A 12489-nucleotide genomic window follows, 5' to 3' on the forward strand; every position below is an offset into this window, starting at 1 on the left:
AGGGCAGTGCGCGTCTCGCCGGGCCGAGACGCGTGAGAGTCAATGGGCGTTATCGTTCAGTGCGGTTGCGCAGCAGTGCGCAGGCGCAGGCGCCCACCAGCAACGACACGGCGACACCCACTAATACGGGTGCTTTTTGCTGGCCTTCACGCCATCCGCCATGTACCTGGCGCTCGCCGCTTGGCGGGGCGAACAGGTTTCCCGATGAAACACCGGCGGCGGGGCTGCGGCTCAATCCGAGACGCGCCAGCCAGCCTGCCATATGGCCAAGCCGTGGAACGATATAGCTGGCCAGGTGCGCTACGCGGGCTGCGCTTCCCACCGTCGTGGAAGCCCTCGGTGTGATCGCACAGTTCACCATCGCCTTGGCTACGCGCTCGGGGTCATAGATTGGCCCTGGCGGCTTGAGTGCATGGCCGGTGTAGTTGCCACCGTCACGAAACCCCGGGGTATCCATCACGGCGGGGTAGATATCGCAGACATGAATATCTGCAAACTCGGCGAGCTCGCCGCGCAGGGCTTCGGTCAGGCCACGCAAGCCAAACTTGCTGGCGGAATAAGCAGCCGCATAGGGTTGAGCGACCCAGCTTCCCAGCGACAAGGTATTGATCAAGATGCCACTTCGCTGCGCCTTGAAGTAAGGCAAGGCAACGTAGGCGCCGCGCAAGTAGCCGATCAGATCGGTCTGAATCACTTGCTCGTGGGCTTCAAGGGGTGTTTGGTCGAAACGCCCCACGGCACCCACACCTGCATTGTTGATCCATATATCGATGCGGCCTTTGCCGAATTCGGCGGCGCGCGCTGCCAACGCCTGCATATCCGCGCTTCGGGTAACGTCGGTGGTCACCGCAACGGCATCGGTACCGCACTCGGTGCATTCATCGAGTACTTCGAACAGGGCGTTTTCATCGCGTGCAGCGAGGACCAGGCGTGCCCCTTTGCAGGCAAACGCATGCGCTGCAGCGCGGCCGATGCCACTGGATGCACCGGTGATAACCACCACTTTTCCACGCAGTGGTCCCGTGAACGTTTTGCCGTTTGGCTCGCTCAAGGGTTGATCAGCCTCCGGCAATTCATCGTCCACACTGGAAGCAGGCACATCAGCCTCGATTCGCGACAGTTCGAGTGACGTCCCGTCGACCAGCTTCAACGTGAGGTTTTCAATGCGACCGGCAACCCGATCGGGGAAAACCGGTTCACCCTCGGCATCCAGGCTGTCATAGATGAACCGCTGCCCGTCGAGCCAGCCAACGGCGTTCAGCAGTTCGGGCCCCAGATAATACTTGCCGTCCAGAAAAAAGCCTGCAAATTGATGCGCACGTTCAACGTTCTCGACGCAATAGCGTTCCCCTGGCTTCATACCCGTTGCTTTATCGATCATGGCTGACACCTCTGCCTGGTTTCAATGGGTTATGGCGTGGGCATTGCCCAAGCGCATCAGCCATCGGATTGCTCTTCGGGGGGCACCTGATCGTCAGGCCAATCGGGAGCCTGTTGGCCAGGGTCGGGCTTGGGCGCGGGTTCACCTGGGTTCTCAGGGACATCATCGACATACGGGTCGTGTTCGTTGGGGGCTGCCATGGGGTGGCTCCTATGCAGTAGGTTTGCCTTCCATTAGGCAGCCGTTATGCCCTGGCTGTTCCATCTGATTGTTCGGCAATTCAACGGTTGCCGACCTCCGCGGTGGGCATGTGCAACGCGCAGGCCACCGGTTGTCATTTTTACCGATCGTTCTTCTTGGTCGGGCAGTCAATGGAAAGAACCCCTGGTGATGGTGACTGAATGGACCCAATTTCTGACAATGATCTGTCGACGCGCAGCCACGTGGTCCGGCAACTGATTGTCGTGTTTACCGGCCTGTTGATGGTGGTACTGATTGTCGGGTTGGGGGCTCTCTACCGGATTGCCGGGTCACTTGATCAACGCGAAATGGCGCAAAGCCGTTTTCATGCTGAGTCTGCAATGGCCCAGCTACAAAAAAATGAGCGCAGCTATGTCCTTACCCACGCCATCTGGCAATCTGCATTTGACCATCTAGGCCGCGGGGTGGATGTGCAGTGGGCTTTTGATGAAGATAACGTTGGCCCCACGCTGTTTACCGCTGACGGTTATGTGGGCGTGTTCGTACTCGATGATGACGGCAGCCGCTACGCCATGGTCGATGGCCAATTGAGCGATGCATCATTCGCCCACTACAGCCCCCAGGCTGACCTGATCCTCAGCCAGGCGCGGCAGGTTGCTGCCAAGCAACAAGCCACTTCAGGCTATTTCCAATTTGGTGGGCAGCCGGCACTGTACACGGCTGCGGTAATCCAGCCACCCTCGATGCCGCATCATCTACCGGCGCCCCGTGCGGTACTGGTATTTGTCCGGCGTCTCGATACCAGCCTGCTCGAGCCTTTGGGCCGTGCTGCTGGCCTGTCTGGCTTCGCCGTCGCGGATCGCATGGCCGCGGACGGGGCGAAGGGTACGCTGCCGCTTGAGGGCAGTGGTCATACGCTGACATGGCACATCGAACGCCCGGGCAGTGAGCTGGTTTCCACCGTGGTGCCTGCGCTGACCTTGGCGGGAGTGCTCATTGGCTTATTGATGACGCTGTTTGCCCGTTATGCCATCCGCGCCAGCACGGGCATGGACCGCAGCCATGAACAACTCGCGGCGTCCAAAGCGGCGCTCGAGACCAGCGAGGAGCGGTTTCGGGCTGTGGCCGAAGCGTCATCCGACTGGATCTGGGAAACCGATGCCGACTTGCACCTGAGCTATCTGTCGGCGCGGTTCGCTGAACTCACCGGGCACAAGGCAGACGCTTGGCTGCATCGACCGATTACCGAGCTGCTCGATTGCGACACCGCGCAGCTTGAAAACTGGCTGCACGGCCTGGCTGTCAGCCACGCTACGGGCAGCTTGCGCTGCCAGTATCATGATCACCTGGGGCAGCAGCGTATTTGCCGCATTGCGGCACGGGCAAGTTTCGATCGTGGTGTCTGCAAAGGGTTTCGTGGCACCAGCAGCGATATCACCGACGAGGTTGCCGCCCATGCACAGATACAACACCTGTCGCTTCACGACGCCCTCACGGGGTTGCCAAACCGCAACAAGCTCTTTCGATTCCTGGAACAAGCGGGGCAAGGCGCTGTGCCCCAAGCCATCGCGCTGATCTTGCTGGACCTCGACAATTTCAAGCCCATCAATGACAGCTTGGGCCACCCGGCCGGTGACGCTGTGCTGATCGAAGTGGCGAGGCGCCTGGGTGAGATAACGCGCGACACTGACTTGGTAGCACGCTCGGGGGGAGACGAATTCATCATCGTGCTCTCGCACCCCGGGCAGCGCGGCGACATGGACCGCTTTTGTGCTCGCGCCGTGGAGTCGTTGCAACAACCCATATTGGCTGAGGGCCATTCGGTGCAGATCGGGGTCAGCCTGGGGGTGGCACTGTCAGCGGAGTACCCGGGCACCCCCAGTGACCTGATCCGATACGCAGACATTGCGCTGTACAGCGCCAAGTCTGCTGGCAAACACACCTGGCGTTACTTTTCTGCGCAGATGAACGAGGCGCTGCTGGAAAAGCGCGTGCTTGAACGCGATTTGCGCGAAGGCATCGGCCGTGATGAGCTCGTGTTGCATTTCCAGCCGCGCTACAAGGTCGATGGCTCAACGGTCGCCTCGGTAGAAGCGCTGGTGCGTTGGCAGCATCCGCGTCAAGGTTTGTTACGCCCTGATCGCTTTATTGCCTTGGCCGAAGAATCCGACCTGATCGTGCAGTTGGGCAACTGGGTGATCCACGACGCATGCGCCCAGGCCAAGGCCTGGCCAGTGGCAATCATGGTCTCGGTCAACATGTCACCCGCGCAGTTCAGCCGTAGTGACGTGGTACGCGATGTCGCCGAGGCACTGCGCCAGACAGGGTTACCTGCCCATCGCCTGGAACTGGAGATCACCGAAAACGTGATGCTCAATGACGTCGAGGGGGCCTTGCAGACCATGAACGCGCTGAAGGAGTTGGGCGTTCGGTTGAACATGGATGACTTCGGCACCGGTTACTCTTCGCTGGGCTATCTGCGAACTTACCCGTTCGACAGTATCAAGATCGACAAACGTTTCGTTCAATCCTTAGGCAAGAGCGCGAGTGACCGCAGCGTGGTTCAGGCCATCATCAATCTGGGCAATGCCATGGGCATGACGGTAACCGCCGAGGGCGTTGAAACCGCCGAGCAACTGGCCCTGCTCAGCGATGATCAGTGCCATGAAGTGCAAGGTTTTCTGCTCAGCAAACCGGTCGACAACGACGCCCTGATACGGCTCATGCTCGCTCGACAGCCGAGCGCCGAAATGCCCCGCTCAGGTTGAACGTAAAACCTTCCGGCAGGGGGGCCTTCAGCCACTGAGCCATTGCTTCTTATCTGAGGATGGATCTGTATGCTGGCGCGGTTTGAATCAGGCCGGCGGGGAGGGTGCCGGATACCCCCTCACACCATCTTTCAAGCGCCACTGAGGCCGCGCCCTTCGCGGCCTTGACCCAGCCGGCTGGCTTCCTCTGGCAATGCGGTAACTTTGATTGCGCGTACCGGCACGGCGAATTTGGCCCCTATCGCGGAGAAGCGCTCCAGCAGCCGAAAGTTGATGGCTTGCTGAATGTCCATGTAAAGGTTGTAGCCTGGGTCCTTGACGATATAGACACATTCGAACTCCAGCGCTTCCTTGCCGAAGCCGCGCAGATGTGCGCGGTCGAAGCGTACCTGCTCTTGGCCCTTGATGGCTTCTTCGACGATGGCAGGCGCCTTTTTCACTGCCTCGGTAGGCGTGTCATAAGACAGGCCGAACTCGAACACGATCCGCCGTTCTAGCAGGCGCTTGTAGTTCTGGATCGTGCTGCTGATCATGCTGGCGTTGGCCATCACGATCTGCTCGCCACCGAGGCTGCGGATGCGCGTGGTTTTAAGGCCGACGTGCTCGACGGTGCCAGCCAGCGGGCCGATGACGATGAAGTCCCCGACCTCGAAGGGCTTGTCCACCGCAATCGACAGCGAGGCGAACAGATCGCCGAGGATGTTTTGCACGGCCAAGGCTACCGCGATGCCGCCCACGCCCAGGCTGGCGACAAAGGCGGTGATGTTCACCCCCAGGTTCGACAGCATTGCCAGCAGCACCACGGACCATAGCAGCACCCGCGCGCCCCAGGCCGAAAGGGTGGCCAACGCACTGCCTTGGTTCAGGCCGGTGGCATTGTGGCGGGCGAAATAGCGGCTCAACCCCAGGCCAATGGCGCGGTTGGCCCACAGGCCGATCTGCAAGGCGGCAACCACGAACCACAGGCTGCTGACCCGAGTCAGCCAGCGCTCCGGCAGGTCGAGCATGCTCAGGCCCACCAGCAACGAGGCGAGGAACAGCAAAAAGTTGCTGGTGCCTGACAACACCTTGGCCAGTACCTGGCTCAACGCGCCATCGTGCTCGGACCAGTGCCGGACCCGGCGCAACAGAAAACTGATGGCAGCGCGGGCTACCAGAAACGTAAGCAGTGCCACGCACAGTGCTACAAGTACATTGAGAATGGAGATACCGAATACGGTGGTGTCGGTGAACAATGCGATGAGTCGATCATTCATTGGCGGTTAGCCTCCTTGGTTGCCCTGGAGTGATAAGCAGGTCATGTGCTTGGACGTCAATGAGGCGCCGCAGGTCGATCGGATTTCACAAACCCTGCATGTTGTAATGCACGTAGTACATGATCCACAGCGAGAGCCCCACCAGCAGCACGATGATCACGACCGTAAACACCAGGGCTACCAAGCTCCAGCGTTGCTCCACGGTGCGGCGTTGGCCAACCCGCTGACGCGTCGGGCGAGTTGGCCGTTGAGGCAAACGGAACAAACTTTTTGCCTGCCTTCGGGTTCTTCTGAAATGACTTCAACAGTATGAGGAAATCCCAATGAAGCGCACCGATGACAACACAGGCGACAAGGTCCCTCAGCCGCTTGCTTCTGAACAGGCGCAACGCGGCGAACAGGTGCCAGGCCCGGTGCTCAAACAGCCGGAGCCGGAAACCGAGGCGGTGGACAAAGTCATAACGCCTACCTCGATCAAGGAGCAGGCGCAACAGACCCAGCACATCAAACAGCGTCTGGCTGAGGTCGAGGAAAAGAAACAGTCCTGATCGCCACGACCTGGGACCGGGTGTCTAGCCCGGCTTCATGGCGAGCTTCGCGAAGGCATAGCGCCTTCGCGATCGCAATGCGAAACGCGTAATGACCAGTCAGTCAAAATTTCTGAATTTTTTTTGCTTTCGCCCGCTCCATTAGCCTGAACAATGGAGGAGAGTCCCATGGCAGGACCGCAACTGTATGTAATCGAATATGAGCTACATGGAGAATTCCGCACCTTCATCATCCGGCTTGAGTGTATGGACAACGCTGAAGCCTGGCACTGGGCGAGCTGCGATGCGGGGGTAGGTATCATTCCCAGGTTTGGTCAGCACAAGATAAAGAAGGTCAGCCGGCCCATGGCGGAGCGTTACGGTATTGCCAATGTACGTTGGCGGCCATCAGGGCAAGGGCCCGAATTTGTCGCGCTGCCTATCGATGTCAAGAAATTCTCTAACAGCGGCACAAGCAGCGCCTGAGGCGTTGCTTGCTGGCAGGCAAGGCCAGGGTCGTCGCCCTGGCTATTTCAAAAGACAGAGGTAGCCCCATGGAAATCATGCCGCTGCTAGAAGCCTTGTTACTGGCCCGCGGCCCAGGCGGCCAAGAAGATGAAGTGCGGGCGGTATGTCGCGATGCGCTTGGGGCGTACTGCGACGATGTGCATACCGACAACGCCGGCAACCTGCTCGGGGTGATCCGCGCCGCTGGCGATGCCAAGCCCGACGCGTCGATCAAGGTCATGGCTCACCTGGACGAAATTGCCATGATCGTAAAGAACGTCAGGCCGGACGGCACGCTCGAAGTGCTGGCACTCGGCGGCGCGCAGCCAATCAGCTTTGGCGTCTGCCCTGTGGACATCCTGGGTGATCGACAGATGCTTCCCGGCGTCCTGTCTTTCGGGTCGATGCACAGCAGTGGGCAGACCGCCAGCGGGCGTGACGTGTTGGCTGGAGCGGTGCAGTGGTCTGACCTCCATGTGGTCACGCGCAAACCCAAGAAGGCGTTGGAGGCAGTCGGCGTACGGCCAGGTACGCGGGTGGTGCTGAGCCGCCATTGGCGGCAACCGTTCAAGGTCCACGACAGCATTGCGGCGCATTTTCTTGACGATCGCGCGCCCTTGGCTGCGGTGATCCATTGTGCTCATCAGCTACAGCTAAGGCGCAGCGAATTGCGCCAGGATGTGTGGTTCGTATTGACGACGTTGGAGGAAGAATCCAACGCGGGCGCTATGTATGCGGCGTCCAGGCTGCCGGGCGATACCACCATTGCCGTCGAGGTCGGTCCGGTGCTGGAGGAGTACGGAACCAGGCTGTCTGCCGACCCGATCATCAACACGGGTGACCAGAAGGGCTATTACTCCCGCCAAGTGGTACAGGCCCTGATCGCGGCCACGCACCGGGCTGGTTACACCCCCCAAGTCGCACTGCTGGTTGATTTTGCGTCCGATGCAAGCGCGGTGCTCAGTACCGGTACGGACGCCCGAGCCGGCTGCATCGCCATACCCACAGAAAACACCCATGGTTTCGAGATGGTGGTGCAGGAAGGCATTAACGCCTGTGCAAGCAGCCTGCTGGAATACCTGCTGCAACCAGAGCAGATCATTCCTGAGGTATGATCGAGATCTTGCCATTGCGCTCGACGATGGCGAATTTGATTTGCTCGACGGTCTCGATGCCTTGGCTGTCGCGTGCAGATTCGAGGATATCGTCCTCGGTCAGCCGTGCCCGGCGCATGCGTTGGTGAAGAAAGCGTCCGTGTTCCACCACCAGCGTTGCATGGCCGTCGAGCAGACGTGCCAAAGGTCTGGAATTCAACTTGGCCAACGACAGACCAACATCCAGCACTATCAGCGTGGCAATCACCAGAACAGCGTTGGTAAAGGAAAAGTCTTCACCCAACAAAGCCTGCTGAGTCGCTTCGCCAATGATCAATAACAGCACGAAGTCGAACGTGGTCAGGTCGGCCAACGAGCGCCTGCCAGCCACACGAAACAGCAACATCAGGACAACGTACATGCCTGCCGCACGAAGGATGGAGTCCATGTCACGCTCCTAGGGGTACAGGAAGGTAGTGAAATGTACCGCGCTGCTCGGGCCTGCCCTGACACTGCCTTCAAGGGGGCCGACATAGTCGCTGCGCAGCGTCAGGTAGAGGGTGGCCACACCGTCTTCGCTGGTGCCAAGTTCCAGCAGCAGTGCCTCGCCATGAGACCGCGACACCTGCGGCTCGGGCTGCAGGGTCTCGATACTGGCCTCCTGCAGCAAGGTTCCGCCCAGCAGCAGTATGACCGGCTTCCCGGGGGGGCCGCGAACTGTGATTCGCATGTTATCGGTACTGCCTGTACGGCTGAGCCGCTGATACTCGACCCGTACACGGCCGTCGCTACTCACGGCCTGGGCGTCACTGAGCGGACCATTGCCAAACAATCCGGCCAGGGCAAGCAACACGATCAGCACCAGCGAGTACCATCCAACCCGCTCGAAGCGCCATACACGGCGCTGCATGGGCATGTCTTCCTCGACCGGGTGATGCCTTGAGATCAGCTCGTCTTCGCTCACGGCCTTAGCCCTCAGGCGCGCTCACCGCGCAGCCAGCGTTGATGGTAACGCTCCAGGTGTGACAACCCGAACAATGCCCCCTGGCGGATGATGTCTGCGCGGTCACCAAAGAAACGCTGCGTCCGGGTGAAAACGGCATGTGGCTCGCCGGCGAAGGCCCAGGCAAAGCAGACAGTGCCCGGTGCAATGCCGTCTTGCGGCTCCGGCCCTGCGACACCGGTGCTGGCGATGGCAACTGTGGCGTCGCTGTCCTTCAACGCACCCAATGCCATTTCCCAGGCCACAGCCTCGCTAGTAAGCCCGTAGCGTTCAATGGTTTGTTGGCTAACGCCTAAAAGCCTTCTTTTGGCGCTGGGCGAATAAACGACGTAACCGCTTTCAAGTACTTCGCCGGTACCCGGTACTGCCGCCAGCAATGAGACCATGGCGCCAGCTGTGCATGATTCGGCAGTCGTCAGGACCAGATTGTGGGTCCTTAGGTAGAAAAGCGCCTCGAATACTGGATCTTTAGACATAGCGGGCCATCCGAGTGCTGTTTTGCGATGGACGTGTTGCGGGCAAAGTTGGTTCAGTGTGCGTGGCGTCCATTCATCTACGCCGGATAAAGCTGCCTGAACTTTGAACGGCACGCAGGCTTCCCTTTTATACGAGGCCATGATTTTCGTGGCCTGTCATTTGGAATAGGAGAGGCGGTCATGACCGAGCCTGTGACGTATTTCTGGATCGCCGTGGCGGTGATCATTCTACTTGTCGATCTGTGGGCCATTGTCAGTGTCTTTCGCAGTGACAAAGCCGATGCGACCAAAGCGCTGTGGGCGCTGTTACTACTGGCACTGCCCATCGTCGGCCTGGCTATCTGGGGCATCATGGGGCCGCGTGGCATCAAGCGCGGGACGGGACCGTCATCCCCCGAACATAGTAAGGGGTGAAGCCAAACAGACGGCTTCGCAATGCGTTGTGTCTCAGCCAAATTTCACGAAAGAGGCTAATATTCGCAGGGAAACTAGGCTGGGCATGGTAATGGACAAGCGTACTTTCGTAGGAATGGTTGAGGCCGGCGAGCCGCTGATCCAGCAGGCAGTGGACGCATTCCGTGCCTACCACGAGGCTCAGGATTGTAGCGCTCCACCAGAGGAGGTTGAACGGCTCCGCCTGCTGGCTGAATCTCTGTTCCAGGCGGTCTCCGACTACCAGTTCCGGGTCATAGCCAAGGCTCGTGGCAAGGATTTGCCACCATTGTACTGACCTGCTGATCGGCAATTCCCCGTACCGGGTTTCGCCTATAAGATACTGTATTTTTGTACAGTTTTGGTGCCCTATGTATTTCCTCCTCGTTCGCCGCCGCGTGAATGGCGTGGCCATCCCCACCAGTCAGCTCAGGAAGATCACGCCGCTCCGGGCAGACATCCACATCGGCGACAATCACAGTGAGCCACTGGGCCGGGTCGCTACTCAGGCCTGGGTATTCAACCCGACCTCTGGGCCTGACGTGATACCCCGGCTGCACGATGCCAAGGTCAACGGCATGGCACAACTCGGCATGAACATAAACGGCATCGAGGAGATCGGCGGCGTGGTGTACGCGCAGTCGTGGTGGTGCAAGGCAGAATGATGAGCCGACTACCGCGGGCCTGGCTGGACGAGCTCAACGACCAGTTCGCCCTGACCACCGATCCAGATAACCGAGCTGCCGTCCTGGCTGAGATGGCCATGGCCGCCCACCGGCGGGGGGAAGTGGACGCCGACCAGCTGTGCGAGATGCTCGAGTTTGCCGAGGCGGCTCGGCTCTATGGCCTGAACGAGCACGAAGACATGTACGCCTGCGGCCTGCTCGGCTACCACGATCCTCTGCCGGAGTGGGGTGTCGAGGTGATCAAGGGGCAGTGCAGGGATCCGCCTCTCTGTGGATAGCTATACAAAGGAAGGGAATCGGTCGTCAGAGTGCCGGGGAGACCTGGCCAGGGCCATGACTTTTGAAGTGACGTTTGCCAGGATGCGTCCGTACGGGTGAAGCTTCGTTGCAGCGAAAGCAGGGCCGGAAGACCTGTGTTATCAAGCCATTACCGTGGTTTGTTATGTATGGGGTGCAAGGGGTCGAGTGTTCGAATCACTCCTTCCCCACCATATAACTCCAAAGAATCCAGTCACTTAGCGGCGACTGGTTTTTTTTATGGTTGTCGGATTTTACGTGGTTAGCAATTTTGCCCCACTTTTTGCCCCACCGAATTTCAGCTGCCCGGTTCTCGAAAATTCTGAATCGGCAGAATCTTAGGCATTTGCACCCGCTTATGCAGAAGGCCGTCGAGCCGATAAGCGGAGGCGACTTGATGGTTCGAATTCCTACGCTTCCGCCACTAATTCTCATTAAAGCCCTGATTTTTCAGGGTTTTTTTGTGCCTATGTGTTTTTGGTCCCCCATCTGGTCCCCCATAATTAGTTTGGCTTTTGCTGGCTTACCGCGGATTGTGATGGACTGCTGTTTTCATGGGACCTAATGATTCACGCTAGGACGAGGCGATTTTTCGAAGGCAGCGGAGGAGGGCGATATGCTTGGGTCTTGCCTGCAGCTATCGACCCGGCACCTGACCATAGGGGCCGCTTCGCGACCCCATCGCTAACACGCGCGGCTCCCAAGGGAGGAGGCGGAAGTCTACTTAGATGGTGACATCCACTGCGCATTTGGGGATCCTGAAGCTTGGATCGGGCGTGTGGGACCGGTTCAACTTGGCTAGGAAACGGTCTTCGAGGGCGGCTGGACTATTAGCCGAGCCGGCCATGGCGTTCGAGTATTCGCATCAAAACGCTGTTCGCATGACTGAAGTTCTCGCGCTGATCGCGAAGCTCATAGGCCCATTTTGCGCCGTGGAAGAGATTGTTGCGTAGGCGCCAGACGATCATCAGGAGAGCCAACATTCGGTCGCGTGGGGTGTCGTTCACCCCTTCAATAACCGCCTGAACGAGATCACGGTGGTCTGAGGGCCGGAGTTGCAGGTGAGGGAAATGGTGAGTAAGTTCACCATCGGCATAGTAACGACTCCGAAAGTAGGCAAGCTCCGCCTTGTAGAGCTCAGCTCCTAGCGTTCCGTCCAAAGTCCAGGCATCGATTCGTTCGCGGATGCGATCAGACCGGGCATAGTTCTCCATGATCTGTGCCTCGAAAAGACTCCAAAGAAAGGCGAAGTCGAATATGACGCGGCGATCAAGATCTGGTAGACGCTGAAAGCCGGGGGCCCGGGCTTCAAGCCATTGTTCACTTACACTAAGTTCCCTGTCAGTCATTGCTCAGTCGTCCAAGTCTTCGTTGCGTGGGTCCAAGTCCGAGAAGTCCGTTAGCGTGTCGCAATTCAGACAGTGATACATCTGCGATGCATCTTGAAAGTGCATGCCGCACAGGCAGCCGCAGAAGGGGCAGCAATCATAGATTTCAAGGTCGCCCCATTCCCATACCTCAAGATACTCCGGCACAGCCTCACGGTCATAGCCAATGACCTGAAACGCATCCGCGTTCTTGGCGACAAATCCGTCTCGGCCAGCGCGCATAAGAATGGGCAAAATATCTGAAGGTTTGATCGCGAACCACTCGCCGCGCGTGTGGGCCGATTTGAAATGTTGATGGAGCTGGCGTTCCAGCTCAAAGGCGTTGGCGACCTCGATCCATCCGAGCAGTTTCAAATAAAGAGGGTTACCGGTCTGGAGATTGCGCTTACGCTCTGCAATGTTCTTCGCCACTCCTATCTTGATAGGAGAGCATCCGTTTTCATCTTCGCCAATGAAATAGACCGGCAAATTCT

General features: G+C 58.8%; 16 protein-coding genes and 1 pseudogene. 8 read left to right on the top strand and 9 right to left on the bottom strand.

Annotated elements, in window-relative coordinates; translation table 11 throughout:
• Positions 1-49: 49 nt before the first annotated feature.
• Both AAZU54_RS05050 and AAZU54_RS05055 read right to left on the bottom strand, forming a co-directional pair.
• The gene (locus AAZU54_RS05050) at positions 50-1381 is read right to left on the bottom strand and encodes an SDR family oxidoreductase (RefSeq protein ID WP_434726684.1); all 1332 of its coding nucleotides are present in this window, start codon (positions 1379-1381) and stop codon (positions 50-52) included.
• 56 nt (positions 1382-1437) lie between these two features.
• Entirely contained in the window at positions 1438-1581 is a 144-nt protein-coding gene (locus AAZU54_RS05055; protein WP_155741824.1) for a hypothetical protein, read from the bottom strand.
• Positions 1582-1782: 201 nt separating this feature from the next.
• Here AAZU54_RS05055 and AAZU54_RS05060 point away from each other — a divergent pair, with 201 nt between their 5' ends.
• On the top strand, positions 1783-4350 hold the full coding sequence (locus AAZU54_RS05060) for a bifunctional diguanylate cyclase/phosphodiesterase (protein ID WP_434726685.1): 2568 nt from the start codon (positions 1783-1785) through the stop codon (positions 4348-4350).
• 131 nt (positions 4351-4481) lie between these two features.
• Here AAZU54_RS05060 and AAZU54_RS05065 read toward each other — a convergent pair whose 3' ends face one another.
• On the bottom strand, positions 4482-5606 hold the full coding sequence (locus tag AAZU54_RS05065) for a mechanosensitive ion channel family protein (RefSeq protein WP_434726686.1): 1125 nt from the start codon (positions 5604-5606) through the stop codon (positions 4482-4484).
• An 85-nt stretch (positions 5607-5691) separates the two neighbouring features.
• A pseudogene (locus AAZU54_RS05070) lies at positions 5692-5805 on the bottom strand (cytochrome o ubiquinol oxidase subunit IV); the annotation flags it as partial.
• A 124-nt stretch (positions 5806-5929) separates the two neighbouring features.
• Between AAZU54_RS05070 and AAZU54_RS05075 the strand changes: the two are divergent.
• The 3 genes from AAZU54_RS05075 to AAZU54_RS05085 all read left to right on the top strand — a co-directional run bounded on the left by AAZU54_RS05075 (position 5930) and on the right by AAZU54_RS05085 (position 7755).
• Positions 5930-6154, top strand: a complete 225-nt coding sequence (locus AAZU54_RS05075) for a hypothetical protein (RefSeq protein ID WP_064492742.1) — start codon at positions 5930-5932, stop codon at positions 6152-6154.
• 168 nt (positions 6155-6322) lie between these two features.
• Entirely contained in the window at positions 6323-6619 is a 297-nt protein-coding gene (locus AAZU54_RS05080; RefSeq protein ID WP_064492741.1) for a DUF6555 family protein, read from the top strand.
• Between the two features lie 68 nt (positions 6620-6687).
• Positions 6688-7755 (top strand): peptidase M42, encoded by a 1068-nt coding sequence (locus AAZU54_RS05085; RefSeq protein WP_064492740.1) that lies wholly within the window; start codon positions 6688-6690, stop codon positions 7753-7755.
• Here the strand turns inward: AAZU54_RS05085 and AAZU54_RS05090 are convergent.
• The 3 genes from AAZU54_RS05090 to AAZU54_RS05100 all read right to left on the bottom strand — a co-directional run bounded on the left by AAZU54_RS05090 (position 7739) and on the right by AAZU54_RS05100 (position 9213).
• A complete protein-coding gene (locus AAZU54_RS05090; RefSeq protein WP_434726687.1) occupies positions 7739-8182 on the bottom strand; it encodes a DUF421 domain-containing protein in 444 nt (147 codons plus the stop codon). The genes AAZU54_RS05085 and AAZU54_RS05090 overlap by 17 nt on opposite strands.
• 9 nt (positions 8183-8191) lie before the next feature.
• On the bottom strand, positions 8192-8644 hold the full coding sequence (locus AAZU54_RS05095) for a hypothetical protein (protein ID WP_434726812.1): 453 nt from the start codon (positions 8642-8644) through the stop codon (positions 8192-8194).
• Positions 8645-8709: 65 nt separating this feature from the next.
• A complete protein-coding gene (locus tag AAZU54_RS05100) occupies positions 8710-9213 on the bottom strand; it encodes a CinA family protein (RefSeq protein ID WP_434726813.1) in 504 nt (167 codons plus the stop codon).
• Positions 9214-9393: 180 nt separating this feature from the next.
• On the opposite strand from AAZU54_RS05100, the gene AAZU54_RS05105 reads away from it, so the two are divergent.
• The 4 genes from AAZU54_RS05105 (at position 9394) to AAZU54_RS05120 (ending at position 10609) form a co-directional block, all read left to right on the top strand.
• Positions 9394-9627, top strand: a complete 234-nt coding sequence (locus tag AAZU54_RS05105; RefSeq protein WP_064492737.1) for a PLDc N-terminal domain-containing protein — start codon at positions 9394-9396, stop codon at positions 9625-9627.
• A 91-nt stretch (positions 9628-9718) separates the two neighbouring features.
• Positions 9719-9943 (top strand): hypothetical protein, encoded by a 225-nt coding sequence (locus tag AAZU54_RS05110; RefSeq protein WP_434726688.1) that lies wholly within the window; start codon positions 9719-9721, stop codon positions 9941-9943.
• Positions 9944-10016: 73 nt separating this feature from the next.
• Positions 10017-10310 carry a hypothetical protein gene (locus AAZU54_RS05115; protein WP_434726689.1) on the top strand — a complete coding sequence of 98 codons (294 nt, stop codon included), beginning with the start codon at positions 10017-10019 and terminating at the stop codon, positions 10308-10310.
• Entirely contained in the window at positions 10307-10609 is a 303-nt protein-coding gene (locus AAZU54_RS05120; RefSeq protein WP_434726690.1) for a hypothetical protein, read from the top strand. The genes AAZU54_RS05115 and AAZU54_RS05120 overlap by 4 nt, the downstream gene beginning before the upstream one ends.
• 849 nt (positions 10610-11458) lie before the next feature.
• Here the strand turns inward: AAZU54_RS05120 and AAZU54_RS05125 are convergent.
• Positions 11459-11977, bottom strand: a complete 519-nt coding sequence (locus tag AAZU54_RS05125) for a hypothetical protein (RefSeq protein ID WP_349975064.1) — start codon at positions 11975-11977, stop codon at positions 11459-11461.
• A gap of 3 nt (positions 11978-11980) precedes the next feature.
• Positions 11981-12484 carry a GIY-YIG nuclease family protein gene (locus AAZU54_RS05130; protein ID WP_434726691.1) on the bottom strand — a complete coding sequence of 168 codons (504 nt, stop codon included), beginning with the start codon at positions 12482-12484 and terminating at the stop codon, positions 11981-11983.
• Positions 12485-12489: the final 5 nt, after the last annotated feature.

Source organism: Pseudomonas sp. Je.1.5.c, assembly GCF_051129895.1.
GTDB classification, from domain to species: Bacteria; Pseudomonadota; Gammaproteobacteria; order Pseudomonadales; family Pseudomonadaceae; genus Aquipseudomonas; species Aquipseudomonas urmiensis.